We start from the raw sequence: 26,593 nt of genomic DNA, 5'->3' as shown, positions 1-26,593 counted from the left end.
ATATCCCCGCCGGAGGCTCCGGCCCTAGGCCACCATCGCCGCCGCACGTTTCAGATCAACCGACACCAACTGCGACACGCCCTGTTCGCCCATCGTGACACCAAACAGCCGGTCCATACGGCTCATGGTGACGGCATGGTGCGTGATGATCAGGAACCGCGTTTCAGTCCGGCGGGTCATTTCGTCCAGCAGATCACAAAAGCGGGTGACGTTGGCGTCGTCCAAAGGTGCGTCAACCTCGTCCAACACACAGATCGGCGCGGGGTTTGCCAAGAACACCGCAAAGATCAGCGCCATGGCGGTCAGTGTCTGCTCACCACCAGACAAGAGCGAAAGCGTGCTGAGCTTTTTACCTGGCGGCTGGCACATAATCTCAAGTCCGGCTTCCAGCGGGTCATCGGATTCGACCAAGACCAGCTTGGCCTCACCACCACCGAACAAATGTGTAAACAGCAGGCCAAAGTTATCGTTTACCTGCTCAAACGCAGTCAAAAGCCGCTCACGGCCTTCTTTGTTCAAACCAGCAATACCAGAGCGCAAAGCAGCAATCGCCGCCTCAAGATCGATCTTTTCGGATACCAATCCATCGTGCTCGACCTGCACGTCTTTGGCATCTTCTTCGGCACGTAAATTCACGGCACCCAGACTGTCGCGCTGCCGCTTCAGCGCGTTGACTTGCCCTTCAACGATATCAGAGGCAGGCATTTGACTAGCGTCTATATCAAGCGTCTCGAGCAGTTTTTCAGGGGCTACCTCTTGCGCTTCAATGATCCGTTCTGCCGCATAAGCGACAGTTTCGCGAGCAGCATCTGCACGCGCCTCCGACCGCGCACGGGCTTCGCGTGCTTCCGAGGCAAGCCGCTCTGCGTCACGTTCTAAATGCCCTGCATCACGCAAAGCAGTATCCGCCACCACTAGTTTATCGGACGATGCCTGTCGTCTGATTTCAGCCTCGTCAATTGCATCTGCGAGTTCGGCGCGCTTGGCGGCAATTTCCTCTGGCGCGGCTGACGCCTCTGTCAGTTCGGCCTGCGAAGCATCTTTGCGTTCGGCCAATTCAGCGGTGCGCTTGCTGGCCGTCTCAAGGCGGTGCTTCCAGCCGCTGACTTCTTTCGTGATTTCTTGGCTACGCTTTAGCCGTGCTTCGCCTTCGCGGCGCACTTCATCATGCGCTGACCTTCGCGACATCATCGTGATGCGCGCGGCCTCTACGGTCATTTTTACATCTTCAACAGCGGCACGGGCCGTCCCAAGATCGCCCAGCGCCGCAACCGCTTTTTCAGCCTCAACCAAAGCGCGGCGTGCACCCAACGCTTCTTCCTCATGGCGTTTCACCGCCAAGCCAAAGCTTTCCAATTTGCCTTCCGAAAGGTTACGATCTGCCTCTGCGCGGCTCGCCGCACGGTTGGCATCTGCCACTGCACCATCGGCATTCCGGCGGGCCTGACGGGCGGCATGATCCGCTTCGGATTGCGTTTTGAGCATCGCAGTCAGCGTCTCGTGCGCTTGAGCAGCACCTTGGGCCGTCGCTGAAATCTCTTCCAAGTCACGCTTGAGTTCGGTCAAGCGGTTCAGCTGCTGCAACCGCAATGCCGCTGCAGAGGGCGCATCTTCGGCACCCGCACGGAACCCGTCCCAACGCCACAAATCACCGTCAACAGAGACAAGCCGCTGTCCGGGCTTAAGGTCAGCTTGAAGGCGCGGGCCGTCCTCGGCATCCACAAGGCCAACTTGGCTCATCCGGCGCGCCAACACTTCCGGCACTGTCACGTAGTTTGTTAACGCCTTCACCCCTTCGGGCAAGGTTTGCGCAGCTTTATATCCGGGCAGCATCGCCCAGCCTGATTTCGCACTTGCGTCAACAGCTGGCGCGCGCAGATCATCGGCCAACGCAGCACCTAGCGCCTTTTCATAACCACCCTGCACACGCAGCAGATCAAGAACCTGCCCGCCTTCGGCCGTGTCGCGTTCAACCAGTTTAGCCAAGGCAGACACTTCGGCACGCAGCGCATTGGCTTCGCCTTCGGCAGCCGACCGCAAAGCGCGGGCATCGCTTTCGCGTGACTGGGTATCGGCGCGTTTCGTTTCTGCCGCAATCAGTGCCGCATCTGCGGCCTCGGCAGCGGCGACGGCCGCTGTTTCAGCCTCACCTGCCGTTACAAAATCAGCTTCGGCTTTGGCAAGCGCTGCAGCAGCATCAGCCATCGCAGCCTTAGCGCGCACAGCTTCTGCTTCACTTTTCGTCATTGTCGTACGGTTATCTTCAAGCAAACGCTGCGCAGATTGGTGGCGCGCGGCCAGTCGGGCGACGTCTTCTGTTAGTTGTGCCAAATCCGCTTCGCGTTGTTGCAAAACGCCAGCAGCTTCACGTGCGCCAACTTGGGCCTCTTCCAGTCGGCCGTCATGGCCTGCGCCGGCTTTCCCGATTTCGCGGGCTTCCCATTCTAGACGCTCAATTGTTTCGTGCGCGTCTTTGTTCAAACCACTTTCACGGTCCATATCGCGGGTCAGTTGATCAATGCGAGCGCGCAATGTTTCAATCATCTCGCGGGCGCGAATTTCTTGATCTTTCAACGTATCGCGCTGGACCTGCAGACGCTGCAAGACAGCGGCAGCAATCGCTTCTTCCTCGCGCAAAGCTGGCAATGCGTCCTCAGCCACAGCCCGCGCTTTGGCGGCTTCACGGGCCGCCTTTTCGGCCGCACCAGCCGCTGTCGTGCGTTCGCGTAACTGGTTAGCAGCAGCCAACAAAGCCTCGTCCGCCTCTTTCCAGCGGCGAAACAACAGCAATCCTTCGGCCTTGCGTAGCTTTTCACCGATTTCACGGTAGCGTGCTGCTTGCTTTGCCTGCCTCGCCAACTGCGCCAGTTGCGCTGCCAATTGCTCAATCACATCATCAACGCGCGTGAGGTTTGATTCCGCACCCTTCAGCTTCAACTCGGCCTCATGGCGGCGTTGATACAGACCTGAAATTCCCGCAGCTTCTTCCAAAATCCGGCGGCGCGATTTTGGCTTTGCGTTGATCAATTCAGAAATCTGGCCTTGCCGGACCAGCGCAGGTGAATGCGCACCGGTTGATGCATCGGCGAACAACATCTGGACGTCGCGGGCACGGACGTCCTTGGTCCCTACTTTAAAGGCAGACCCCGCATCACGCGTGATCCGGCGCGTGATCTCAAGGTTATCATTGTCGTTGAACGCGGCAGGGGCGAGCCGCTCACCATTGTCGATGACCAGTGACACTTCGGCAAAGTTGCGCGCAGGCCGCGTGGCCGTTCCGGCAAAAATCACGTCCTCCATGCCGCCGCCGCGCATTGCCGTCGGACGGTTTTCGCCCATGACCCAGCGCAGCGCCTCTAGCAGATTGGATTTTCCACAGCCGTTTGGGCCCACAACGCCCGTCAAACCATCGGTGATGATCAGATCGGTGGGGTCCACAAAGCTTTTGAAGCCGTTCAGTCGCAGTTTGCTAAAGCGCACCTACAATTGTCCCAAGTGATTCCTAAAGGTTCAAAAGCATCGCCCTGCGTCACGGTAGCTGTCAACGGGCAGCCCCCGTATGTGGCGGAATTGGGCTAGTTATCCACAAGATATTGCGGTTTAGGGCGGTTTCGTGCGGGGAATTGCCGCTGGACGCTGCGGCGACTGCAGCATGACGGGTTATTGAAGCTGGGCGCTTGATTGAATAGGTCTCTGCGCAAACCTGCTTATCCCACGATTCTAACCTTTTTGAACTGGACACTCTTCATGGCCGCTAAAATCCCCGCTACCGTTGTCACCGGCTTTCTTGGCGCTGGTAAAACGACGCTGATCCGCCACATGCTACAAAACGCACAGGGCAAGAAGATCGCGCTGATCATCAACGAATTCGGCGATCTGGGCGTGGACGGGGATATCCTGAAGGGTTGCGGCGCAGAGGTTTGCACAGAAGACGATATCGTCGAGCTGTCCAACGGCTGCATTTGCTGCACCGTTGCCGATGATTTCATTCCTACGATGGAAGCCTTGCTGGCGCGCGACCCAAAACCAGATCACATTGTGATCGAAACATCCGGTTTGGCCCTCCCGCAACCACTTGTGCGCGCGTTCAACTGGCCAGGCATTTCGACCAAAGTGACTGTCGACGGTGTTGTGACCGTTGTGGATGGCCGCGCCGTTCATGATGGGCAGTTTGCGCATAACGTTGCGGCGGTCGACGCCCAGCGCGCGCAGGACGAAAATCTGGACCACGAGACGCCATTGTCAGAGTTGTTCGAGGACCAGATCGCCTGCGCCGATATGATCGTTGTGAATAAAATCGACCTACTTGATCCGGCAGAGGCTGACGCGTTGACCACCCGTCTTAAATCGGAATCGCGCGCTGGCGTACAAGTCGTCAAAACCTCTATGGGTGCGCTGCCTATTGATATTTTACTGGGCCAAGGCATCGGTGCCGAAAGCGATCTTGAGGCCCGCCACGAGGTGCATCACCACCATCACCATGATGACGACGAAGACGATCACCATGATCACGCCCACGAGCATGGTCATGACGAGTTCGAGAGCTTCATCGTCAATCGCGGCGAAATCGCGGATGCGGCGGCCTTCGCCGCGCAAGTCGCAGACGTGATCCGCGCCAACAACATTCTGCGGCTCAAAGGATTTGTCGCAATCGAAGGCAAGCCGATGCGTTTGACCCTACAGGCCGTGGGCCCACGCGTTGACACCTATTTCGACCAGCCCTTTGGCGATGCGCCGCGCACAACGCGGCTCGTTGTGATCGGCGAAGCCGGACTGGATCACGCCGCAATCACCGCCGCCCTGCAAGCCTAATTGCAAGATGATCATCGTCGAGAAAACAGATCCTCACCACCCGCAGGCCACGGCGCTGCTAAAGCAAAGTCATGCTTTGATGGAAAGCCAGTTTGCGCCGGAGGATAACTTCTATCTCGACATCGCTGATCTGGTTGACCCCAGCATTCATTTCTTTGCCGCAAGGATCGGCAAGGACCTTTGCGGCACTGGCGCGCTGAAGATCAATAACGGCTACGGTGAAGTGAAATCAATGTTCGTCGCAGAGAACGCCCGCGGCAAAGGTGTCGCCGACGCCATCCTGCGCCAGATCGAAGATCAAGCGCGCGCAGATGGTTTGACCGTGATCAAGCTTGAAACAGGCAATGTACTGCATGCAGCCCATAGGCTTTATCGCAGATTTGGATTTGAAGACTGCGGTGTCTTTGGCGACTACGCAGAAGCAAACAGCTCTCTTTTCATGGAAAAGAAGCTGTGAACTTACTCTTCCTTTTTGGCCTCAGCCGCCGCTTTCATCCGCGCCAACAATTCTTCTTTGCTGGGGCGCTGACCAAATGGTTTTTTGGTGCTGCCGTGGGCATTGTGTTCGTTATGTCTCGGTGCATTCTTACCCAATGTCGCCGCTCCTGTAGCTTTATAATCCATGGTCGTAACCTTATGTTTGGCCGCTCTTTAGCACGAGGGTTTCGCCAATGCACCTGCTAGCCGCAACACCCGGTGCGATTTCTGACGGCACCGAACCGGTCGATCTGGGGCAAACCCCCGCCGATGTTGTGATTATCTCGGCGGCCGATACCGAGTTGGCAGCATTGTCAGAGGCGCGATCAGAAATGACGGCCCCACCCAGCCTGCGCTTGGCAAACATGATGCATTTGATCCACCCGATGTCGGTTGATCTGCATCTGGATGATTGCGCCACAAAATCACGGTTGGTGATTGCCCGCATATTGGGCGGCGCGGGCTATTGGAAATATGGACTGGTCCAATATGCAGCGCGTTTGCGCGAGGCTGGCATCCCCTTTGCGGCATTGCCCGGCGACGACAAACCCGATCAAGAACTGCGCGAACTCTCGACCGTCAGCGGCGAAGACTACGACACGCTGTGGTCTTATCTGGTCGAAGGCGGCCCGCAGAATAGCGCTAATATGCTGGCCTACGCGAAGGCCATGCTTGATGGTGGCGAAAAGCCAAGCGCACCAAGCCCGTTGTTACGTGCAGGCGTCTATTGGCCCGGCGCAGGCATCGCTGATCTGTCCGCGGCCAAAGCGGGCTGGACGGATGGCGCACCAATCGTGCCAATCGTTTTCTACCGCGCACTGGTCCAAGGCGGCGGTCTTAACCCCATCAACCGCATGGTGCGCAGTCTATCACGCGCAGGCCTGAACCCTTTGCCGATTTTCGTGGCCAGCCTCAAAGACCCTGTCAGCACCGCCACACTTGATCAAATCTTCGCGTCCGCACCGCCCGATGTAATCCTCAACTGCACCGCATTCGCAGTGGGCAGCCCACATGATGGCGACGACAGCCCAACCAATCCGCTGCTCAGCAACGACGCCCCCATCTTTCAAGTCATCCTTTCAGGCGCATCAGAAGCATCATGGGCCGATGGATTACACGGCCTGACCGCGCGCGATATCGCCATGAATGTGGCCTTGCCAGAGGTCGACGGGCGCATCCTGTCCCGTGCAGTCAGCTTCAAAGGCGAAGCGTTCTTTGACGAAGCCACCGAATGCCCCATCGCCACATATCAAGCACGCGGCGACCGCGTTGATTTTGTGACGCAGTTGGTCAAAGGCTGGGCTAATCTACGCAACACTGCCGCTGCTGACAAAAAGACGGCCCTGATCCTTGCCAACTACCCCAACAAAGACGGGCGGCTGGCCAATGGTGTCGGCCTCGACACCCCTGCAGCAACGGTACATGTTCTCAACTTGCTGAAATCCAGCGGCCATGCGGTGACACCCCCAGTCGACAGTGCCACCTTGATGGCGCAAATGATGGCAGGTCCAACAAACTGGCTCACCGATCGCGCCGAAAAAGAGGGCGGCGAATTTTTCGCTTTAGACGCCTACAAACAGCACTTCGACGCACTGCCTTGGGACGTCAAAGAACAAATCACATCGCGCTGGGGCGCACCCGAAGACGACGTCTTCTTCTGTTCAAAAATACCTCCGCCGGAGGCTCCGACAGACACCCCACGGACAGGTTTCGCCTTGAGCATCCACCGTTTCGGCAATGCGGTCGTCGGGCTACAGCCTGCACGTGGCTACAATGTTGATCCAACCGAAACCTACCATTCCCCCGATCTGGTCCCGCCCCACAACTATCTGGCATTCTATTTCTGGCTGCGGCACCACTGGGGTGCCGACGCGATCGTGCATATGGGCAAACACGGCAACCTTGAATGGTTACCGGGTAAAGCGGTGGCATTGTCAGAAACCTGCTGGCCCGAGGCCGTCTTTGGCCCCACACCACATCTTTACCCCTTCATCGTGAACGATCCCGGCGAAGGCACGCAGGCCAAACGGCGCGCATCCGCGGTGATAATCGACCACCTCACCCCGCCGCTAACACGCGCCGAAAGCTACGGACCGCTTCGCGATCTCGAGGCATTGGTTGATGAGTATTACGAGGCAGCAGGCGTCGATCCACGCCGCATCGCGCATTTACGCAAAGAGATTTTGTCGCTTTCGGATGTGACGGGCCTTGGCAAAGACGCCGGCTTCACGGGCGATAGCGACGGTGATCTGGGCAAACTTGATGCGTATCTTTGCGAGCTCAAAGAAGCGCAAATCCGCGACGGTCTGCACATTTTCGGGCAGTCCCCGACAGGTGAACAAGAACGCGATCTGGCGATTGCTCTGGCGCGCGTGCCACGCGGTGCAGGCAAAGGCCGAGACGCCTCTTTGTTGCGTGCTTTGGCGAAAGACCTTGGCCTTTCAATCGACCCGCTTGATTGCGATCTCGCGGCACCTGCACCAGAAAAACCGGATGCATTGCTGGATGAAACCCATTGGCGCAGCAATGGCGACACCGTTGAAAAACTCGAAGCGCTCAGCCAGCGGATCGTGAGCGGGGAAACACCTGCAATAGGTCCGCAAAGCGCGCTGGTTGCAGCAGAGATCGCCGAACGTATCTTGCCGACAATCCAAACTTGTGGCTCTGCCGAAGGGACCGCCTTGCTGACTGGATTGGCCGGAAAGTTCGTCCATCCCGGCCCATCAGGTGCACCAACTCGTGGGCGTTTGGACGTGTTGCCAACTGGCCGCAACTTTTTCTCGGTCGACAGCCGCGCGGTCCCGACCCCAACGGCTTGGGCGCTAGGATGGAAATCGGCGAACCTATTGATCGAAAAGCACCTTCAAGACCATGGTGACTGGCCGCGCAGCATGCTGATCACAGCATGGGGGACCGCCAACATGCGCACGGGCGGCGATGACATCGCGCAGGCACTCGCGCTGATGGGCGTCAAACCAACATGGGACAGCGCCAACCGGCGTGTCACTGGATTTGAAATCTTGCCGCAATCGGTTCTTGGACGGCCTCGAGTTGATGTCACCTTGCGCATCTCGGGCTTTTTCCGTGACGCATTCCCACAGTTGATTGCCCTAGTCGATTCAGCATCCCGCGCAGTCCAAGACCTTGACGAGCCCGCCGATCTAAACCCTGCCGCGGCACGTACCCAGGCAGGCGAAGACCAAACCCGCGTCTTTGGTTCCAAACCCGGTGCTTACGGCGCAGGCCTGCAGGCATTAATTGACGAACGCATCTGGGCGGATAAATCCGACTTTGCAGAGGCCTATCTGGAATGGGGCAGCTACGCCTACGGCAAAGGCGCGCAAGGCCACAAAGCCCGCAACGCTTTTGAGGCACGCCTTTCGCAAACCGAAGCCATCGTGCAAAACCAAGATAACCGCGAACACGACATTCTAGACAGCGACGACTACTACCAATTTGAAGGCGGTGCTGCGGCGGCGATCAGCACACTGCAAGGTCAAGACAGGCCCATCTATCACAACGACCATTCACGCCCCGAACGACCGGTGATCCGCACTTTGGATGATGAAATCGGACGGGTTGTCCGCTCGCGCGTAGTGAACCCAAAGTGGATCGATGGCGTTAAAAGGCACGGCTACAAAGGCGCCTTCGAAATTGCCGCAACAGTGGACTATCTCTTTGCCTTTGCGGCTACGACAGGTGCCGTGCGCAACCACCATTTCGATTTGGTTGAAGAAGCATTCATCAAAGACGACGATACCCGCGCGTTTATCGCCGATGCAAATGCGCCTGCCCTCAAAGAGATCGCCCAGCGCCTGCAAGAAGCGATTGATCGCAATCTCTGGCAGCCCAAATCCAATTCGGCCCGTGCGCGGATTGCCGGATTACTGACCTAGGGGCAGTCCACCCGCACCCGCATGACGGCTTGATCACCAGTCCAAGTTCCGTCTTTTGGGGCGCAGCCTGTTGCCGCGACAACTGCCTCAGCCGCGCGCGGAACAATGCTGCGCAAAGAAAAAACCGCCTCGCGGTTAGTGCGGATTAACTCGACGCGATCACCTTTGCGGCGGACATCAAATGTGCTGCCATCAACAGTCACTGTTTGCACATCCGCCCCCATAAACCCCGGCGATGCGGTATTGCATGCAGCCAATGACGCTGCCACAAGTATGGTCCCAGCCAACTGATATCGCATCGCACTACCCCATTTTCGTTAGCGTTCAGTTGTGCCCGTTTGAGGTTAACAAAACCTTTATGCATGACCGGAGGATACCATGACCGAAGATACAGACCGCCACGCGATGAAGATGGCCAAAAAGAAAGCCGCGCGTGACAAGATCATGGCGACCAAGACCGACAAGAAAGGTCTGGTGATCGTCCATACGGGCAAAGGCAAAGGTAAATCCTCGGCCGCTTTCGGGATGATTTTTCGCTGCATCGCGCATGACATGAAATGCGCTGTCGTGCAGTTTATCAAAGGCGGGATGTCTACCGGCGAGCGTGATCTGATCCTTGCAAAATTCACGGATACTTGCGCGTTTCACACGATGGGCGAAGGCTTTACCTGGGAAACCCAAGACAAGTCCCGCGATATCGAAATGGCCCAAGCCGCATGGGGCAAGGCCAAGGAGTTAATCCTTGATGAAACCAACCACATGGTGCTGCTGGACGAAATCAACATCGCAATCCGCTATGATTACGTCAGTGCTGCCGAAGTCGTGGAGTTCTTGCGTGACCATAAGCCAGAAATGACCCACGTCGTTCTAACAGGGCGCAACGCGCATGAAGACCTGATTGAACTAGCCGATCTGGTGACCGAAATGGAACTGATCAAACACCCGTTCCGGTCCGGCATCAAAGCGCAAATCGGGGTTGAATTTTAATGGCCAAGCACCGCGTTCTTACTGAATTCGGCATGGGCACCAGCCTGCGCCGCCAAGACTATACCCAAGCCGCACGGCGTGGTTTGCAAGATGCGCTTTGGCATAACTCAATCAATATGGCAGAGCTGTTTGGTTTTCCCAAAGAGGCGATGCTGATCGACGTCCAAGTCGGCGTGCAGCAACCTGATCAGGTCGATACCGCAAGTTTGATGGATATTTTCCCTTATGGTCAGCCCACCATCACCGTCCATCACGGCGGCCTTGATGTGCCGCGTCCTGACGGCAAACCGACCGTAATCGCCAATGTAGCGATTAACGTATCATTCGAGATGGAGCGCACATAATGGACCAACGCGTGATTATCGAAATGGGCATGGGCAACGATCTGCACGGGATGGACTATCAAAAGGCCGCCCGCCGCGCGATCGAAGATGCGATCCGCCATTCTACCCTGCCCATCTTTCAAAGCATCGACTTGTCGCACACCGAAATGCGCGTGGAGGTCACAGTGGCCGTGCAAGAACCGGACAAGATCGACGCCGAGGCGTTGAAATCCGGTCTACCGCGTGGCCGTGCGACGGTGAATGTCGTCCAAGGCGGGCTGAATATTCCCAATGATGAAACGGGTGATACGGCCGTCGTGGCCACCGCATCGGTTGAGGCGTTTCTGCCCAGCCAAGTGGGGAAATGGGCGCAGACCTAAATGGAGTTGACGCAAAACCATCGAGACGCTTTGCGCGATGTTTTGCGTTGGCGTCGCGATGTGCGTCACTTTCTGCCCGATCCCGTTGCACCCGACGTCCTAGAGCGTTTGCGCGAAGCGATGGATCTGGCCCCGTCCGTCGGAAACGCGCGACCTTGGCGCGTTTTGCAAATCACGACGCCTGCCTTGCGTGAGGCTGTGATTGCGAATTTTGAAGCGGAGAACACCAAAGCAGCTGCGATTTATGCCGACGCTAAGCGAGCGAGTTACAACAAGCTAAAGCTCGCAGGTTTGCGCGTCGCACCTGTGCACCTTGCTGTGTTTACCAAAGCCAAGCCAAAGGCAGGTCATGGGTTGGGGCGGCAAACGATGCCAGAAATGCTCAGCTATTCGACAGTCGCGGCAATCCATACGCTTTGGTTGGCAGCACGCGCTGAAAATCTTGGGCTTGGGTGGGTTTCGATCCTTGATCCTGAAGCCATCGCAAAGACGCTGGATGTCCCCGAAGATTGGCGTTTAACGGGCTATCTTTGCATCGGCAAAGCCGCGCAAAGCGATGATACCCCCCTACTGCATCGCAGTGATTGGCAAGAGAATACCCAGACTATCTGGCAAGAAGTTTAACTTTTCATTGCCGCCGCGCGCACGGCGCTAAGGGTCGCCCCCGTTGACAGCGCTTCTTCATCCACTTTGCATTCTATGATCGCGATTGTGCCCGCAGCCTTGGCACGTTTGAATGCCGCCGGAAAATCGGCAGAGGTTTCGACAACTTCGCCATGCCCGCCGTAGGCACGCGCAAGTGCGGCAAAGTCGGGATTGGTCAAGGCGGTCCCTGAAACACGGCCCGGATAGTGTTTTTCCTGATGCATGCGAATGGTGCCATAGCGGCCATTGTTCATCACGATCACGATGGGCTTGGCCCCGTGTTGCACGGCGGTCGACATCTCGTTGCAGGTCATCTGGAAACAGCCGTCACCTGCCAAGCAAACGACTGTGCGGTCAGGGTATTCCAACGATGCAGAGATCGCAGCGGGAAACCCGTAGCCCATCGAACCGGACGTCGGCGCAAGCTGGGTTCCGTGTTGTTTGTACACGAAATATCGATGCAACCATGCTGCATAGTTGCCTGCCCCGTTAGTCAAAACCGCATCATCCGGCAAATTGTCAGACAGCCATTTGATGACGTCTTCTTGCTTAAGCGCGCCGGGGCTTTCCTGTGGGGCCAGCCATGCTTCGTAATCGTTGCGGGCGGCGGCAGTCCACGTGAACCAATCACCGGCGGGGCTGGCATTTGCCAGTTGCCGCAATGCGGCGGGCGCTGTGGCGGATATGCCGATATCAGGAGTATAAACCCGCCCGATTTCATCGGCGTCGGCATGGATATGAATGATCGTTTTTTGCGGATCAGCAGGGTCGATCAGCGTGTAACCTTGGGTTTCAATGTCACCCAATCGCGTGCCGAGAAGCAGCAAGAAATCCGCATCACGCACGCGCGCGGCCAGTCTTGGATTGATGCCGACGTTCAGATCTCCGGCATAATTGGCGTGGTGATTGTCCATGTAGTCTTGCCTGCGAAAGCCTAGGGCTACTGGCACTTGCTGCCGTTCGGCGAAAGCTTGCAAATCGGTGCGCGCCTCAGCGTTCCAATGCGGGCCGCCAGCCACAATCAACGGGCGTTCAGACTCAGCCAAAGCATGCATGATGGCTTGCAGTGTGTCAGCGCTCAGCACTGTTTTCAGACGCTTGGTCAAGCGCAGATCAGGCACATCGGCTGCAGCACTTAGCATGTTTTCCGGCAACGCAAGAACCACCGGTCCGGGTCTGCCCGACATCGCCACAGCAAAGGCGCGCCCGATGTATTCGGGCAAACGGTCAGTGTCGTTCACTTGGGCGACCCATTTGGCCAACCCGCCAAACATGGCTTTATAGTCAACTTCTTGAAAGGTTTCGCGATCAGTGTGGCGGTTGTCGATCTGGCCCACAAATAGCACCATTGGCGTGCTATCTTGCATCGCAATATGAATGCCCGCCGACGCGTTTGCAGCACCCGGACCGCGCGTGACAAAACAGACTCCGGGCTTGCCAGTCATTTTGCCGTAAGCTTCGGCCATCATCGCGGCACCGCCTTCTTGGCGGCACACGATGTTGGGAATACCGCTGTCATAAAGCCCATCAAGGGCCGCTAGAAAGCTTTCGCCGGGCACCGAAAAGACACGACGCACGCCAAGCTTTAACAACTGGTCGCTAAGTATTTTTCCACCGTGTCGGATCATCGCCACCTCCCGCTTTGTGGATCTAGAATGGGACACGCACAGCGCCTGTGCAACCGTTGCTATGGCTAATTTCTGATTGGGCTCTAGTTGGACAGGTAACAATGGACAGGAGCCCACAATGACCACCCTACTTGGTATCTCTGGATCGCTGCGCAAGGCGTCCACAAATACACTTTTGATGCGCAATGCGGCCGCGATTTTCAACGCGGATACATTCATCGAAGGCGACATCAATTTGCCGCTCTATAATGGTGACCTAGAGGCCGCCGAAGGCGTTCCCGCATCAGTGCAGACGCTGGCCGATCAGATCGCGGCTGCGGACGCGGTGATCATCGCAACGCCCGAATACAACAAAGCACTGTCAGGGTCGCTCAAGAACGCGTTGGATTGGGTCAGCCGTACCAAAGGCGCACCATGGAGCGGGAAACCGGTCGCCATCATGTCCGCCGCTGCGGGGCGTGCAGGCGGTGAGCGGTCACAGTATTCGTTGCGCCATGCGATGACGGCGTTTCGTCCCGACATCTTACAAGGACCAGAGATCATGTTGGCGAATTCCAGCAATGAATTCGACGATAACGGCAAACTGACCGGCGAGGTTTACATTAAGAACCTGACCGCGTTGATGGACGCATTGAAGGCACGGATTTGATCAGCTAGCAAAGCTTGAATGACTGGGATACAAAAACCAGGACCCACAAAGCGGAGACTTTCATGGCACGAGGCGCAGGCGGCAGCAACGGCGGAACGGGAACGTTCCTCATCGGTCTGATTATGATGATCGGTGGCGGCTATATGCTGCTGAACGGGATCATCGTGCGGCCCAATTTCGGCTTTGGATCGCGGGTGTTCGGCATTGGTGGCGTGCCGATCACGTCGGGCATGGTGCTCATTCCGTTTATGTTCGGCGTCGGGATGATCTTTTACAGTTCCAAGAACTGGATTGGCTGGCTGCTTGCCGGTGGATCAATGGTCGCGCTGATCTTTGGTGTAATCGCAAATATGACGCTGCAACTTGCACGGATGAGCGCGTTTGATTTGATCGTTATTCTTGTTTTGCTCGTTGGCGGGATCGGGCTGTTTTTACGGTCATTGCGCGCGGGCTGAACGGTCGGGCGGGGAAACCCCCGCCCTACTTTTTAGTATCCTAATGCGCACCCGTCTTTGCGTGGATCACTGCCGCCTTCAAGCACGCCATTTTCATGCAACAAGATTGCCTGCGCGCCGCCAATGGCTGTTACGGGTTTTTGCACATCGTGACCAATCGCCGAAAGCTCTGCTTTTACGGTGTCGCTATAGCCGTCCTCGACGTTTAGTTTATTCAGTTCGGCAAAGCAGCGCGGGCCGTTGATTGCGGCCTGCGGTGAAAGTCCGAAATCAGTGACGTTGGTCACAAAGCGCGCGTGACCCGTAGACTGGTACTGCCCGCCCATCACCCCGAATGGCATGTAAACTTTGTTATCCTTCTTAAGGATCGCTGGAATGATCGTGTGCATCGGGCGCTTGCCCGGTCCTACCTCGTTCGGGTGACCTTTCTCGAGGGTGAAACCTGCGCCCCGGTTTTGGAAAAGCACACCGAACTTGTCGGATGCGATGCCTGACCCGAAGTCTTTGAAGATCGAAAAAATTAATGAAACACACATGCGGTCTTTGTCGACCACGGTGATGTAAATCGTATCTTTATGTGTCGCCTCTACTCCGGAAAAACCAGCAGGCAGCACGCGCTTGGGGTCAATCATAGCAGCGAACTTTTCGGCAGTTTCAGGCGAAGTCATGTAGTCTAGCCTATCCATATAGTCGGGATCGGCCATGAATTTGTTGCGTACGTCATAGGCAAGTTTGGTTGCTTCTGCCTCGATATGCGCACGCTCTGATCCCCACGGGTCCATGCCCGCGATGTCGAAGTGCTTGAGCATATTCAGCAACAAGATCGCAGTGGCACCTTGCCCGTTTGGTGGATGCTCGAACAGATCAAGTCCAGCGTAATTACCTGTGATCGGTGCAGTGTATTCGCAAGCCGTGTTCGCGAAATCGTCCAAGGTATGTGTGCCACCCAAGGCGTTCAGGCTGGCGACCATGTCTTCGGCAACCTCGCCTTCGTAAAAACCTGCGCGCCCTTCCATGGCGATGCGTCGCAAGACTTCGGCCTGTTTGGGTGCGGTAAACATTTGTCCCGGCTGAGGGGCCTTACCGTCCAGCAAGAACATATCACGCGCGACGCCAGACAAGTTGCCCATACCGCCGACCCAGTCAGAGGCCACACGTTCCGCAACAGGGATACCGTTTTCAGCGTAATGAATAGACGGCGCGAGCACGGCCTTTAGCCCCAAGTTGCCCCAGTCTTTGGACAACTGGCAAAACGCGTCAACGGCCCCCGGTACGGATACCGCATCGGCAGAGAAAAGCGCGATCGCGTCGCCCTTGGCGCGCAGTTTATCTGCATCAATGCCCGCAGGCGCACGGCCTGATCCGTTCAATGCAACAACGCGGTCTTCACCAGGCGGTGTCATCAACACAAAGCAATCGCCGCCAAGCCCGGTCATTTGTGGTTCGCAAAAGCCCAACAACACCGCGCCTGCAATGGCGGCGTCCATGGCGTTACCGCCCGCTTCCATCATTTGCACGGCCACTTTGGCGGCCAAAGGGTGCGATGTGGCGCACATGCCGTTGGTTGCATAAACAGCCGAGCGTCCGGGTTGGTGAAAGTCGCGCATGATCCATTCCTCTTATTTGAAGCCAGAACTTAAGCTGCTTATGCGCGGGTGCAATGCCAATCTGCGGTCGGGGCTTTTCCTTGTGCGAACGCAGGCGTAGCGTGACATGCAAACAAGTGGGACAGTTCTGATGACGGATGATGCAACGATGTATGGCGTGGCCCTGACAGGACATGGAGGCCCGGAGTGCCTGATCTGGCGTGACGATCTGCCACGACCTGCCCCGAAAACTGGCGAAGTTTTGATAGCAGTCGCTGCCGCTGGCGTGAACAACACGGATATCAACACGCGCGTTGGCTGGTATTCCAAAGGGGACAATGACGCAGACGATGCAAGTTGGGCTGGTGAGGCGTTGCAGTTCCCGCGCATCCAAGGGATCGATGTTTGCGGACGGATCGTAGCGGTAGGCGCAGGGGTTGATGTCGCGCGCATCGGCGAGCGCGTGATCGTAGAGCCTTGTCTGGTCGAAGCGGGTGGGGAAATGCGCGATCAGCCCTGGTTTCTGGGCTCTGAATGCGATGGAGGGTTTGCACAGTTCTGTGTCGTGGCCGCGCGGCATGCCTACGCGGTGAACAGTCCTTTAAGTGATGTGGCGCTTGCGTCGTTTCCCTGTTCCTATTCTACCGCTGAAAACATGCTGGCGCGGACGGCGTTACAATCGGGTGAAACTGTCTTGATCACCGGTGCTTCGGGCGGGGTGGGGTCAGCGGCGGTGCAGCTTGCCAAAGCGCGCGGCGCACATGTTATTGCGGTGACTAGTCCCGCCAAGGCCCTGTCGTTGCGCGACATCGGCGCGAAGACAATTGTTGATCGCACAGCCGATTATGTGGCCTTGCTGGGTCATAGCAGCGTCGACGTCGTGATAGATCTGGTCGCAGGCGATAAATTCCCAAGCTTGCTGGATCTGCTGCGCCCAAAGGGACGCTATGCAGTCGCGGGGGCTGTTGGCGGTCCAGTCGTTGAATTGGATGTACGCACGCTTTACCTCAAAGACCTGCAGTTTTTTGGATGCACAGCACTTGAACCCGAAGTGTTTGGCAATCTGGTCAAACGAATAGAGAACGGCGATGTTGTGCCACTTGTGGCAGCACAGTTTCCCCTGCGCGACATTGCGAAAGCGCAATCCGCATTCGCAGATAAAGCCTATACAGGTAAAATCGTACTGACTGTCGGCACCCCAGAATAAGGATCCAAGATGCACGTAAACTACGATGACCTAGCCAAGTCGATTACCGCCCTGACTGAGGGCGAAGATGATCAGGTGGCCCTGATGGCAACCGTCGCTTGCGAAGTGCATCACGCAGATAGCCGTTTTGACTGGACCGGATTTTACCGCGTGACCGCGCCGGAAACGTTAAAGATCGGACCATACCAAGGCGGGCATGGCTGCCTTGTCATTCCATTTGAACGCGGGGTTTGCGGCGCAGCGGCGCGCACGCAAAAAGTGCAGCTGGTGCCTGACGTCAATGCGTTCACTGGCCATATCGCTTGCGCAAGCAGCACCCAATCGGAGCTGGTCTTGCCCGTGTTCAATTCGGACGGTAATTTGATTGCAGTTTTTGATATCGACAGCGATCAGCCCGATATCTTTACGCAAGAAGATGCAGACCGTCTTGGGATTATTTTGGAAAACGTCTTTGAAAGACAACCGTAAGGTGTCAACAATGGAAGCCACGGATTTTATTGATGGATTAGTATATGAAAAGGTTGGTATTTATGAAATGTGCAATAAATTATTCACGGGTTAATTATGCCCGATAGCATCCGCATCGTGCCATCACTTGGGGTGGATATCAGGTCATTGCGCAAATCCCGCAAAATGACGCTGGTACAGCTTGCTGGCGCATTGGGCCGCTCTGTCGGATGGCTCAGCCAAGTAGAACGTAACAAGTCTCAACCCAGCATCAATGATCTCGGACGCATAGCCACAGTGTTGGACGTGTCGTTGACCAGCTTTTTGCGTCCCATCGCGCAGGACGGTGAAGAGGGCACAGTCGTGCGCGCCGGTAAGCGCCGCCCAATCGGGAGTCGTACTGACGGTATGTTCGAGGAACTTTTGTCGCCCGACCTGACAGATGATTTCGAAGTTCTAATTTCGACTTTCGCCCCACACTCACGGCTTACCGAACCGCTGACGCGCCCAACCCAAGAGGTTTGCTATCTCACTAAAGGTCGCTTCCACATCAGCGTTGATGGCGATAAGTTTGTTCTTGCGGCCGGCGATAGCTTTCGCTTGCGCGGGCAGCAATTTCAATGGGCGAACCCCTACGATGAACCTTGTGAAATTATCTGGGTTATTTCGCCCCCGGTTTACTAAGGCGAATTCATGCAAACCATACAGGGACGATGCGAATGCGCAGCGGTCGCTTTTGAGGTGGCACACATCCGCGATACAGTCACCTTTTGCCATTGCAGCCAATGCCGCCGCACCAGCGGGCATTACTGGGCTGCAACCCGCGCCGATTTTTCGGATGTGATATTCACCAAAGACATCGGGTTGGCGTGGTATCGGTCATCCCCAACCAGCAGACGTGGATTCTGCAAACTTTGCGGATCAAGCCTTTTTTATCAGCCGAATGGCGCAAATCACATAGCCATTGCCGCAGGTTGCCTTGACCTGCCGACGCAGATGCGGGCTGGTAAGCATATCTATACCGCCGATTGCGGCGATTATTACACCATTCCGGATGATGCCCCGCACATCCCAGACTAGAAGGCGAAGACATGGCTGATTTCCCAAAGACTGCACGGGTTGTGATTATTGGTGGCGGTGTTGTGGGGGTATCAACCCTCTATCACCTCGCCAAAAAGGGCTGGACCGATTGCGTTCTGCTAGAAAAGAACGAATTGACCGCCGGATCGACGTGGCATGCCGCCGGAAACTGCCCGTCATTCAGCACCTCTTGGGCCATAATGAACATGCAGCGTTATTCGCTTGGCCTTTACAAAGGGTTGGCAGAAGAGGTCGATTATCCAATGAACTATCACGTCACCGGATCGATCCGGCTGGCGCATTCCAAAGAACGTGTCCAAGAATTTTCTCGCGCGATGAGCATGGCGAATTATCAGGGCCTGAACCTGAAAATGATGACGCCGGACGAAGCGCAGGAAATGTATCCGTTCCTTGAAACCCACGACCTAGAAGGTACGCTCTACGACCCCGATGACGGCGATATTGATCCCGCTCAGTTGACACAAGCGCTTGCCAAAGGTGCGCGCCAAATGGGTGCCAAGATCGAACGTTTCTGCGGCGCGACGGGTGTGACCCAGCATCCGAACGGTACGTGGACAGTGCATACCGAAAAGGGTGATATTGACTGCGAAAAGGTTGTGAATGCTGCAGGCTATTGCGCCCAGCGCGTGGGCGAGTGGTTTAAACCATATGGTGGGCGCACCGTGCCGATGGTTACGATGTCACACCAGTATTTCCTGACCGATGAGATTCCAGAACTGAAGGCGTGGACGGACAAGAACGGCAGCAAAGTTCCACTGCTGCGCGATGTAGATTCGTCCTATTACCTGCGGCAAGACAAAAACGGCCTGAACCTTGGCCCCTACGAGCGGAACTGCAAGGCCCATTGGGTCACTCCCGACGACCCCCAGCCGGATGATTTCAGCTTTCAGCTTTACCCTGACGACCTGGAACGGTTGGAGTGGTATATTGAGGATGCGATGGCACGTGTGCCTATCCTTGGCACTGCTGGCGTTGGCCGAATTATCAACGGCCCGATCCCTTATGCGCCTGACGGCCTGCCCCTGGTTGGCCCGATGCCCGGTGTGAAAAACGCGTTCGAGGCGTGCGTCTTTACCTTTGGCATCACCCAAGGCGGTGGCGCGGGCAAAGTCGCAGCCGAGTGGATCGTGGACGGCCAAACCGAGTGGGACATGTGGGCTGTCGATCCACGCCGCTATACCGACTACACCGATCATGACCATTGCCTGTCAAAGGCGTTGGAAACCTACGGCCACGAATACGGCATGCATTTCCCGCACAAAGCATGGCCCGCAGGACGTGACAAAAAACTGTCACCTGTTCACGCCAAAGTCCGCGAACTCGGCGGTCAGATGGGTGCTTATAACGGTTGGGAACGTGCAAACTGGTTTGCAAAACACGGCGATGACACCTCACTTGAAGCGACAGAGACTTGGGATCGCGCAGGGCCATGGCAACCACGCGTCAAAGAAGAGTGCGAAGCTGTCCGCGATGGTGTCGGCGTTTTGGACCTGCCCGGCTTTTCACGTTTCAATCTGTCTGGCGATGGCGCCGCTGAATTCTTGCGTGGCCGGATCACTGGCGCTTTGCCGAAAATTGGCCGCATGAACCTGGCTTATTTCGCAGACGACCGTGGGCGTATTCTGACAGAGATGTCCGTGATGCGGCATGCTGACGACTTCTTTACGCTGATCACAGCCGCCTCTGCGCAATGGCATGATTTTGAAGTGCTGAATGACGCGCTGCCAGTGGGGCTGACGCTGACTGACCACACCACAGAGTATTCAACTCTAATTGTGACTGGCCCTAAGTCGCGCGACCTGTTTGAAGCACTTGGAACTGAGGCGGACCTTTCAACTGGTTGGCTTAGCCATCAACCAGCAAAAGTTGCAGGCGTTGATTGCGCCTTGGCCCGTGTCAGCTTTGCAGGCGAACTGGGTTGGGAAATTCATGCGGCCAATGCCAATATGCCTGCGCTTTATGATGCGGTCCTTGGTGCAGGGGCTGTGCCGTTTGGTATGTTTGCCCTAAACGCGCTGCGCATTGAAAAGGGCTACCGCGCTTGGAAAGGCGATCTGAGCACGGATTATTCCATGCTTGAAGGCGGACTAGAGCGGTTTATCAAGCTCGACAAACCGCAGGACTTCCCGGGCAAGGCCGCATTGCTATCTGAAAAGCAGGCAGGTGTGGCCAAGCGTTTTGTTACACTGACACTGGACGAACATGGCCCTTCGGACGCACCTTATATGTCAACGATCTGGGCAGGTGACACAGTTGCGGGCGAAACCACATCCGGCGGATGGGGCTACCGCGTTGATAAATCCATCGCATTGGGCATGCTGCGCGCAGATCTTGCTGTGCCCGGCACCAAAGTTGCGATTGATATCTACGGGATACGCTATCCCGCAACGGTGCAAGAGGAACAACCGCTTTGGGATCCAACAAACGAACGCATCCGTGCGTGATGCTAACGGCACCGATGAAAGACCTGATCGCTGCGTTCCCCTTGGGGTTCGTGGCGTCGGTGACTTCGGATGGTGCGCCTGCAGTGTCGCCCAAAGGGACCTTCTTAGTGCTGGACGATCACCGGATTGCGTATAGCGATATCCGCTCACCGGGTACGCGCCGCAATCTGATGGCGAACCCCGCTGTCGAGGTAAACTTTATCGATCCTTTCAAACGCAAAGCAGTCCGCGTTGCAGGAACCTCCGTTTTGCACCCCAAAGGGTCGGACTGGTTCAAAGCCCAACATCCGATTTGGCTTGATGTATTTGGCGGTTTGGCTAAACGCATCCAATCCTTTGTCGAGATTAACATCCATTCGGCCAGCGAAATCTGGACACCGCCCTACGACGACGGCGCAACCGAGGCCGAGATGATCGCGACCTACAAAGCCAAATTCGGAGCGATCTACCCATGACTGATATCATCCTTTTAGACGGCAGCATGGGCCAAGAATTGGTTCGCCGTGCAGGCGATAGCCCAACACCGCTGTGGTCCACACAAGTGATGATTGATCACCCCGGCATGGTGGCTTCTGTACATGCTGATTACCGCAAAGCGGGCGCGACCGTCCACACGACCAACACTTACACAATTCATCACGACCGGTTGGAAGGTACTGGCCTCGAAGGTCAGTTCTTGGAACTGCATATGGCCGCTTTGAAAGAGGCCGAAGGCATGGGCGTTCTTGCAGGGTCCATCGGTCCCTTGATTGCGTCTTTCCGGCCCGACATTCACCCGCCCTATGAAACCGCACTGCCTCTTTATGCCGAAATTGCATCGATCATTGCACCGCATGTCGACTTGATCCTGTGTGAAACTGTGGCCTCCATCGACCACGCCAAAGCCGTCCTTGATGCGGCGACGGCGACAGGCAAACCAGTTTGGCTATCGCTGACGGTCGATGACGTCGATGGCACGCGCCTGCGATCCGGCGAGTTGTTGACGGACGTGTTGCCAATTGCACAAAAGGCCACTGCGATCTTGATAAATTGCGCATTGCCCGAGGCGATAACCGCGTCGATGGATGTGCTGGCAAAGGGGAACTTGCCGTTTGGCGCCTATGCGAATGGCTTTACCAAGATTACTGACGCGTTTCTGGAAGACAAACCAACTGTTGATGCGCTGAGTGCACGCCAAGACCTTGGTCCGGATGCATATGCCGCGTTTGCGATGAAGTGGATCGACCAAGGTGCAACCATCGTTGGTGGGTGCTGTGAAGTTGGCCCCGCACATATTGCTAGAATGGCCGAAACGATCACCTCTGCTGGACACCGCATTGTAGCGCCATGAAAACAGTCTGGAACTTTGACATCTACGTCGCTGAGGATTTTATCCTCACCGAATTCGCAGGAATTGTCGAAGTTCTACGCCTTGCCAACCGGATCAACACCACCCCGGTTTTCACGTGGTCCGTGCGGTCGGCACATGGGGGGATGATTAGCGCAAGCAGCGCCGTTCACGTTGAAACGACGCCCTTGCCGCTTCGTCCAGATGCAGATTACCTGTTTGTTTTAGGTAATGCCGATCCGGCCCTTCCGGCATTATCGCTTGGCAGCGCAATTGGGAATTACACAAGCAGGCAGGCCCGTGTTGTACTGCTGTCAGAGGCTGCGGCGCGCTATATTTCCGAGCACGAAAATGCCCTTGATGGACATACAACCCATTGGGAAAACCGGACCGTATTGATGGAGCGTTTGGGCCTATTTGATACCAAAGCCACGCTTGCCGTTGATCGCGGAGCAATCATCACTTGCGCGGGTATGGGGGCAACGTTCGATATTGTCCTTGCGATTGCCAGCCAGCACGCTTCTGCCAGCACCATGACAACGGTGACCGCTATTTTGCTGCACGAGCGTATCCGGCATTTCAATACCCTTCAGCCTTTTTCGGGGCAGGCTGTGACCGTGACAGGTGATCCGGGGTTAGATGCGGCCGTTGCATTGATGCAAGATAATCTGGAGTTCCCGCTGCCCATCAGCGAAATTGCCGCCCAAGCGCAGCTTTCCAAACGTTCGCTAGAGCGTAAATTCAACGGGATGATGAATACCACGCCAAACGGCTATTATCGCGGGCTGCGCTTGAACAAGGCGAACAATCTCCTGCTCAATACCGATATGCGGATTAACGAAATCGGATTGGCCTGTGGATTTCCGAGCGGCTTTACCACAATCTACCGCCAAGCCTTTGGCATGACGCCAAATGCTGCCCGCAAGAAAGGTCGTCCAAAATAGTACTTTTTGCGCCAAAAGTGACGCATTTTACGCACTATATTAGCAACGCTTCTGGCATATTACGCTTAGTACTCGCTTAAAGGACTCTCCCGTCATGGCCACACTTCCTCATCACGCACGCGTTGTCATTATTGGCGGTGGTGTTATCGGTTGTTCCGTTGCTTACCACTTGGCCAAACTTGGCTGGAAAGATGTCGTGTTGCTGGAACGCAAGCAGCTGACGTCAGGCACCACATGGCATGCGGCAGGCCTGATCGCGCAACTGCGTGCGACGGCAAACATGACCAAACTCGCGAAATACAGCCAGGAACTTTATGGCAGTCTGGAACAAGAAACAGGGGTCGCGACCGGGTTTAAGCGTGTGGGATCAATCACTGTCGCCCTCACTGAAGAGCGCAAAGAAGAGATTTTTCGCCAAGCGGGTATGGCCCGCGCATTTGGTGTCGGCGTCGAAGAAATTACACCCGACGAAGTCAAAGCCCGTTACGAGCATCTAAACATCGAAGGCGTCAAAGCTGGTGTTTACCTGCCGCTGGACGGTCAGGGTGATCCGGCGAATATCGCACTCGCGCTGGCCAAAGGTGCGCGCATGAATGGCGCTGTTGTCGCTGAGCGGACGAAGGTCACCAAGATCAATAAGTCCGGCCGCCGCGTACAGTCCGTAGAGTGGGAAGCAGGCGGCGAGGCTGGCACAATGACCTGCGACATGATCGTGAACTGTGCGGGCATGTGGGGCCACGAGGTTGGCCGCATGGCGGGCGTGAATGTGCCGCTACACGCCTGCGAACACTTTTACATTGTGACCGAAGCGATCAAAGGCTTGACCCAAATGCCGGTTCTGCGCGTGCCAGATGAATGCGCCTACTACAAAGAAGATGCAGGAAAAATGCTGCTGGGCGCGTTTGAACCAAACGCCAAACCTTGGGCGATGAAGGGAATTCCCGACGATTTCGAATTTGACCAACTGCCAGAGGATTTCGATCACTTTGAACCCATTCTGGAGGCCGCTGTTGAACGCATGCCAATGCTCGCCGAAGCGGGCATCCACACGTTCTTTAACGGCCCCGAAAGCTTTACGCCCGACGACGCCTACCACCTTGGCCTTGCGCCAGAGATGGACAACGTATGGGTCGCTGCTGGCTTTAACTCGATCGGTATCCAATCCGCTGGTGGCGCTGGCATGGCGCTGTCGCAATGGATGGATGCAGGCGAAAAGCCGTTTGATTTGGGCGATGTCGATATTAGCCGGATGCAACCGTTTCAGGGTAACAAGACGTATCTGTTCGAGCGGTCCAAGGAAACGCTTGGCCTGCTTTACGCCGACCACTACCCCTTCCGCCAAAAGGCGACAGCGCGCGGTATCCGCCGCACGCCGTTTCATCAACAGCTTTTAGACCAAGGCGCTGTTATGGGTGAATTAGCGGGCTGGGAACGTGCCAACTGGTTTGCCGACGAAGGCCAGACACCCGCATACGAATACTCTTGGAAGCGTCAGAACTTCTTTGGCAATGTCGCGCGTGAGGTCGAGGCAGTGCGCACCAATGTTGGCATGTATGACATGTCGTCGTTCGGCAAAATCCGTGTCGAAGGCCGCGATGCAATGGCCTTTATGAACTATGTTGGCGGCGGCGATTACGACGTGCCTGTTGGCAAAATCGTCTACACGCAGTTTTTGAATAGCAAAGCCGGGATCGAAGCGGACGTAACCGTCACCCGCATCTCTGAAACCTGTTATTTGGTCGTAACCCCCGCCGCGACACGTCAGGCCGATCAAGTTTGGATGCAACGCAATCAGGGTGATTTCAATGTTGTCATCACAGATGTGACCGCTGGCGAAGGTGTGTTGGCTGTCATGGGACCGAACAGCCGCAAGCTGTTGGAAATGGTATCGCCTGCTGATTTCAGCAATGACATCAATCCATTTGGCACTGCCCAAGAGATTGAAATCGGCATGGGCCTCGCTCGTGTGCACCGCGTGACCTATGTGGGCGAGTTAGGGTGGGAGGTCTACATGTCCTCTGACATGGCGGGACATGTGTTTGAAACTCTGCACGGCGCAGGTCAGGAAATCGGCGCGAAGCTGTGTGGCATGCATATGATGGATGCCGCGCGGATGGAAAAAGGCTTCCGGCATTTCGGCCATGACATCACGTCAGAGGATCATGTCCTAGAGGCGGGTTTGGGCTTTGCCGTCAAAACGGACAAACCTGATTTCATTGGTCGCGACGCGGTTCTGCGCAAGCGCGAAGACGGGTTGGCGCAACGGTTGGTCCAATTCAAGCTGACCGATCCAGAACCGCTGCTTTATCACAACGAGCCGATTGTGCGTGATGGTAAGACTGTCGGGTTTCTGACATCCGGCGGCTACGGTCATCACCTTGGTGCCGCGATTGGCATGGGTTACGTGCCGTGTAAGGGCGAAAGCGTCGCTGATCTGCTAGGTAGCAGTTTTGAGATCGACGTGATGGGTACGTGGGTCAAGGCCGAAGCGCAGCTAGAGCCGTTTTATGACCCCAAAAGTGAACGCGTGAAGGTCTAACGCGCATGTTTGGCGCATGTTTCGGGTCGGCTTTGATCTAGTTGCATGCGAGATCTTGTCTCTGAAAAGGAGACTAGAATGCCCAATTTCACAGGAATGCCTGCGGCCACAGCCGATCAATACCGCGCGGGAATGGCTGATGTTTATGGCAACCCGCCAGAGCAACAGATCAGTGATGGTGACGCACCGTGCCGCTGTTGCTTGCGGATGATTGCGCAGGGCAAGCCGATGCTTGTGCTGGCGTACCGCCCGTTTGAAGCTGTCCATGCTTACGCCGAAACCGGCCCGGTTTTCTTATGCGCGGATCACTGTGCGCCAGCCGGCACTGCCCTGCCAGAGGTTGTCGCGTCACCGGACTATTTGCTCAAGGCGTATTCGGCCGATGAACGGATCATCTATGGCACGGGCCAGATCACCCCGCGGAGCGACATTGAAGGCTATGCAAGATCGCTGCTTGCCCGCGATGACGTAGCATTCGTTGATATAAGGTCAGCCAAAAACAATTGCTGGCAGGTCAGGATCACGCGCGACTAGCCTGATGCAAGGTGGGTCGAGACCCACCTTACATCAGTTTACGTTCAGCGATCAGCAACGGTTGTCGGACCAAGCGCATTCAGACCCTTGAGAATATCAATCGCATAGGCCAATTGATAGTCATCCTCGCGCAAATCTGCGGCCGCTTGGGCGCGCACGCGATCTTCTTCGATCTGCAGGATTTCATCTTCGGACAAGCTGTCATTCTCGAG

General features: G+C 56.1%; 24 protein-coding genes and 1 pseudogene. 19 read left to right on the top strand and 6 right to left on the bottom strand.

What is annotated here, in order from left to right; all coding sequences use genetic code 11:
• Positions 1-24: 24 nt before the first annotated feature.
• The gene (smc, locus tag QZ197_RS00475; protein WP_296429245.1) at positions 25-3,480 is read right to left on the bottom strand and encodes a chromosome segregation protein SMC; all 3,456 of its coding nucleotides are present in this window, start codon (positions 3,478-3,480) and stop codon (positions 25-27) included.
• A gap of 267 nt (positions 3,481-3,747) precedes the next feature.
• Between smc and cobW the strand changes: the two genes are divergently transcribed.
• Positions 3,748-4,812, top strand: a complete 1,065-nt coding sequence (gene cobW / locus QZ197_RS00470) for a cobalamin biosynthesis protein CobW (protein ID WP_296429244.1) — start codon at positions 3,748-3,750, stop codon at positions 4,810-4,812.
• A 7-nt stretch (positions 4,813-4,819) separates the two neighbouring features.
• The gene (locus QZ197_RS00465) at positions 4,820-5,269 is read left to right on the top strand and encodes a GNAT family N-acetyltransferase (RefSeq protein ID WP_296429243.1); all 450 of its coding nucleotides are present in this window, start codon (positions 4,820-4,822) and stop codon (positions 5,267-5,269) included.
• A 2-nt stretch (positions 5,270-5,271) separates the two neighbouring features.
• Here the strand turns inward: QZ197_RS00465 and QZ197_RS00460 are convergent, their stop codons facing one another.
• On the bottom strand, positions 5,272-5,436 hold the full coding sequence (locus QZ197_RS00460; RefSeq protein WP_296429241.1) for a hypothetical protein: 165 nt from the start codon (positions 5,434-5,436) through the stop codon (positions 5,272-5,274).
• Between the two features lie 47 nt (positions 5,437-5,483).
• On the opposite strand from QZ197_RS00460, the gene cobN reads away from it, so the two are divergent.
• On the top strand, positions 5,484-9,185 hold the full coding sequence (gene cobN, locus QZ197_RS00455) for a cobaltochelatase subunit CobN (protein ID WP_296429240.1): 3,702 nt from the start codon (positions 5,484-5,486) through the stop codon (positions 9,183-9,185).
• Here cobN and QZ197_RS00450 read toward each other — a convergent pair.
• Entirely contained in the window at positions 9,182-9,484 is a 303-nt protein-coding gene (locus tag QZ197_RS00450; RefSeq protein WP_296429238.1) for a hypothetical protein, read from the bottom strand. The genes cobN and QZ197_RS00450 overlap by 4 nt on opposite strands.
• Positions 9,485-9,563: 79 nt before the next feature.
• Between QZ197_RS00450 and cobO the strand changes: the two genes are divergently transcribed.
• The 4 genes from cobO to bluB are packed head-to-tail and all read left to right on the top strand — an operon-like array spanning position 9,564 to position 11,499.
• Positions 9,564-10,172 carry a cob(I)yrinic acid a,c-diamide adenosyltransferase gene (gene cobO / locus QZ197_RS00445; RefSeq protein WP_296429237.1) on the top strand — a complete coding sequence of 203 codons (609 nt, stop codon included), beginning with the start codon at positions 9,564-9,566 and terminating at the stop codon, positions 10,170-10,172.
• Positions 10,172-10,516: a Lin0512 family protein gene (locus tag QZ197_RS00440; RefSeq protein WP_296429235.1), complete on the top strand. Its 345-nt coding sequence runs from the start codon at positions 10,172-10,174 to the stop codon at positions 10,514-10,516. The genes cobO and QZ197_RS00440 overlap by 1 nt, the downstream gene beginning before the upstream one ends.
• Positions 10,516-10,875 (top strand): Lin0512 family protein, encoded by a 360-nt coding sequence (locus QZ197_RS00435; protein WP_296429234.1) that lies wholly within the window; start codon positions 10,516-10,518, stop codon positions 10,873-10,875. The genes QZ197_RS00440 and QZ197_RS00435 overlap by 1 nt, the downstream gene beginning before the upstream one ends.
• Positions 10,876-11,499: a 5,6-dimethylbenzimidazole synthase gene (gene bluB, locus QZ197_RS00430; RefSeq protein WP_296429232.1), complete on the top strand. Its 624-nt coding sequence runs from the start codon at positions 10,876-10,878 to the stop codon at positions 11,497-11,499.
• Here bluB and QZ197_RS00425 read toward each other — a convergent pair.
• The gene (locus QZ197_RS00425; protein WP_296429231.1) at positions 11,496-13,148 is read right to left on the bottom strand and encodes a thiamine pyrophosphate-binding protein; all 1,653 of its coding nucleotides are present in this window, start codon (positions 13,146-13,148) and stop codon (positions 11,496-11,498) included. The genes bluB and QZ197_RS00425 overlap by 4 nt on opposite strands.
• Positions 13,149-13,266: 118 nt before the next feature.
• Here QZ197_RS00425 and QZ197_RS00420 point away from each other — a divergent pair, with 118 nt between their 5' ends.
• Together QZ197_RS00420 and QZ197_RS00415 are read left to right on the top strand one after the other, a co-directional pair.
• Positions 13,267-13,797 carry an NADPH-dependent FMN reductase gene (locus QZ197_RS00420; protein ID WP_296429230.1) on the top strand — a complete coding sequence of 177 codons (531 nt, stop codon included), beginning with the start codon at positions 13,267-13,269 and terminating at the stop codon, positions 13,795-13,797.
• A gap of 62 nt (positions 13,798-13,859) precedes the next feature.
• Positions 13,860-14,252: a hypothetical protein gene (locus tag QZ197_RS00415; protein ID WP_296429229.1), complete on the top strand. Its 393-nt coding sequence runs from the start codon at positions 13,860-13,862 to the stop codon at positions 14,250-14,252.
• 32 nt (positions 14,253-14,284) lie between these two features.
• Here QZ197_RS00415 and QZ197_RS00410 read toward each other — a convergent pair whose 3' ends face one another.
• Complete coding sequence (locus tag QZ197_RS00410; protein ID WP_296429228.1) at positions 14,285-15,859, bottom strand: gamma-glutamyltransferase family protein; 1,575 nt, start codon at positions 15,857-15,859, stop codon at positions 14,285-14,287.
• Positions 15,860-15,989: 130 nt separating this feature from the next.
• Between QZ197_RS00410 and QZ197_RS00405 the strand changes: the two genes are divergently transcribed.
• From QZ197_RS00405 to QZ197_RS00360, 10 genes are all read left to right on the top strand, one after another.
• A complete protein-coding gene (locus QZ197_RS00405; protein WP_296429227.1) occupies positions 15,990-17,045 on the top strand; it encodes an alcohol dehydrogenase family protein in 1,056 nt (351 codons plus the stop codon).
• Between the two features lie 9 nt (positions 17,046-17,054).
• Entirely contained in the window at positions 17,055-17,513 is a 459-nt protein-coding gene (locus QZ197_RS00400; protein ID WP_296429226.1) for a GAF domain-containing protein, read from the top strand.
• A 96-nt stretch (positions 17,514-17,609) separates the two neighbouring features.
• Positions 17,610-18,176 (top strand): XRE family transcriptional regulator, encoded by a 567-nt coding sequence (locus QZ197_RS00395; RefSeq protein ID WP_296429225.1) that lies wholly within the window; start codon positions 17,610-17,612, stop codon positions 18,174-18,176.
• A gap of 9 nt (positions 18,177-18,185) precedes the next feature.
• On the top strand, positions 18,186-18,572 hold the full coding sequence (locus QZ197_RS00390) for a GFA family protein (protein ID WP_296429224.1): 387 nt from the start codon (positions 18,186-18,188) through the stop codon (positions 18,570-18,572).
• Positions 18,573-18,583: 11 nt separating this feature from the next.
• The gene (locus QZ197_RS00385) at positions 18,584-21,037 is read left to right on the top strand and encodes an FAD-dependent oxidoreductase (protein WP_296429223.1); all 2,454 of its coding nucleotides are present in this window, start codon (positions 18,584-18,586) and stop codon (positions 21,035-21,037) included.
• 14 nt (positions 21,038-21,051) lie between these two features.
• Positions 21,052-21,492: a pyridoxamine 5'-phosphate oxidase family protein gene (locus QZ197_RS00380; protein WP_296429222.1), complete on the top strand. Its 441-nt coding sequence runs from the start codon at positions 21,052-21,054 to the stop codon at positions 21,490-21,492.
• The gene (locus tag QZ197_RS00375) at positions 21,489-22,367 is read left to right on the top strand and encodes a homocysteine S-methyltransferase family protein (protein WP_296429221.1); all 879 of its coding nucleotides are present in this window, start codon (positions 21,489-21,491) and stop codon (positions 22,365-22,367) included. The genes QZ197_RS00380 and QZ197_RS00375 overlap by 4 nt, the downstream gene beginning before the upstream one ends.
• Positions 22,364-23,308, top strand: coding sequence for a helix-turn-helix domain-containing protein (locus QZ197_RS00370; RefSeq protein ID WP_296429220.1), 945 nt, complete (start codon positions 22,364-22,366; stop codon positions 23,306-23,308). The genes QZ197_RS00375 and QZ197_RS00370 overlap by 4 nt, the downstream gene beginning before the upstream one ends.
• 94 nt (positions 23,309-23,402) lie before the next feature.
• On the top strand, positions 23,403-25,847 hold the full coding sequence (locus tag QZ197_RS00365) for an FAD-dependent oxidoreductase (protein ID WP_296429219.1): 2,445 nt from the start codon (positions 23,403-23,405) through the stop codon (positions 25,845-25,847).
• A gap of 78 nt (positions 25,848-25,925) precedes the next feature.
• Positions 25,926-26,381 carry a DUF1203 domain-containing protein gene (locus QZ197_RS00360; RefSeq protein WP_296429218.1) on the top strand — a complete coding sequence of 152 codons (456 nt, stop codon included), beginning with the start codon at positions 25,926-25,928 and terminating at the stop codon, positions 26,379-26,381.
• A 44-nt stretch (positions 26,382-26,425) separates the two neighbouring features.
• Here QZ197_RS00360 and QZ197_RS00355 read toward each other — a convergent pair.
• Positions 26,426-26,593, bottom strand: a pseudogene (locus QZ197_RS00355) (peptidase S41); the annotation flags it as partial.

The sequence above is a fragment of the Yoonia sp. genome (assembly GCF_017854415.1).
GTDB lineage: Bacteria > Pseudomonadota > Alphaproteobacteria > Rhodobacterales > Rhodobacteraceae > Yoonia.
The sequence above is the reverse complement of the archived record's forward strand: the minus strand, read 5'-3'. Positions and strand labels throughout refer to the sequence as shown.

Coding starts and splice junctions, on each gene's coding strand:
- QZ197_RS00360 (WP_296429218.1), top strand. CDS start 25,926: ATGCCCAATTTCACAGGAATGCCTGCGGCCACAGCCGATCAATACCGC.
- QZ197_RS00410 (WP_296429228.1), bottom strand. CDS start 15,859: ATGCGCGACTTTCACCAACCCGGACGCTCGGCTGTTTATGCAACCAAC.
- QZ197_RS00465 (WP_296429243.1), top strand. CDS start 4,820: ATGATCATCGTCGAGAAAACAGATCCTCACCACCCGCAGGCCACGGCG.
- QZ197_RS00460 (WP_296429241.1), bottom strand. CDS start 5,436: ATGGATTATAAAGCTACAGGAGCGGCGACATTGGGTAAGAATGCACCG.
- QZ197_RS00425 (WP_296429231.1), bottom strand. CDS start 13,148: ATGATCCGACACGGTGGAAAAATACTTAGCGACCAGTTGTTAAAGCTT.
- QZ197_RS00415 (WP_296429229.1), top strand. CDS start 13,860: ATGGCACGAGGCGCAGGCGGCAGCAACGGCGGAACGGGAACGTTCCTC.
- bluB (WP_296429232.1), top strand. CDS start 10,876: ATGGAGTTGACGCAAAACCATCGAGACGCTTTGCGCGATGTTTTGCGT.
- QZ197_RS00365 (WP_296429219.1), top strand. CDS start 23,403: ATGGCCACACTTCCTCATCACGCACGCGTTGTCATTATTGGCGGTGGT.
- QZ197_RS00440 (WP_296429235.1), top strand. CDS start 10,172: ATGGCCAAGCACCGCGTTCTTACTGAATTCGGCATGGGCACCAGCCTG.
- QZ197_RS00405 (WP_296429227.1), top strand. CDS start 15,990: ATGACGGATGATGCAACGATGTATGGCGTGGCCCTGACAGGACATGGA.
- QZ197_RS00385 (WP_296429223.1), top strand. CDS start 18,584: ATGGCTGATTTCCCAAAGACTGCACGGGTTGTGATTATTGGTGGCGGT.
- cobO (WP_296429237.1), top strand. CDS start 9,564: ATGACCGAAGATACAGACCGCCACGCGATGAAGATGGCCAAAAAGAAA.
- cobW (WP_296429244.1), top strand. CDS start 3,748: ATGGCCGCTAAAATCCCCGCTACCGTTGTCACCGGCTTTCTTGGCGCT.
- cobN (WP_296429240.1), top strand. CDS start 5,484: ATGCACCTGCTAGCCGCAACACCCGGTGCGATTTCTGACGGCACCGAA.
- QZ197_RS00370 (WP_296429220.1), top strand. CDS start 22,364: ATGAAAACAGTCTGGAACTTTGACATCTACGTCGCTGAGGATTTTATC.
- QZ197_RS00390 (WP_296429224.1), top strand. CDS start 18,186: ATGCAAACCATACAGGGACGATGCGAATGCGCAGCGGTCGCTTTTGAG.
- QZ197_RS00435 (WP_296429234.1), top strand. CDS start 10,516: ATGGACCAACGCGTGATTATCGAAATGGGCATGGGCAACGATCTGCAC.
- QZ197_RS00375 (WP_296429221.1), top strand. CDS start 21,489: ATGACTGATATCATCCTTTTAGACGGCAGCATGGGCCAAGAATTGGTT.
- QZ197_RS00395 (WP_296429225.1), top strand. CDS start 17,610: ATGCCCGATAGCATCCGCATCGTGCCATCACTTGGGGTGGATATCAGG.
- QZ197_RS00380 (WP_296429222.1), top strand. CDS start 21,052: ATGAAAGACCTGATCGCTGCGTTCCCCTTGGGGTTCGTGGCGTCGGTG.
- QZ197_RS00450 (WP_296429238.1), bottom strand. CDS start 9,484: ATGCGATATCAGTTGGCTGGGACCATACTTGTGGCAGCGTCATTGGCT.
- QZ197_RS00420 (WP_296429230.1), top strand. CDS start 13,267: ATGACCACCCTACTTGGTATCTCTGGATCGCTGCGCAAGGCGTCCACA.
- QZ197_RS00400 (WP_296429226.1), top strand. CDS start 17,055: ATGCACGTAAACTACGATGACCTAGCCAAGTCGATTACCGCCCTGACT.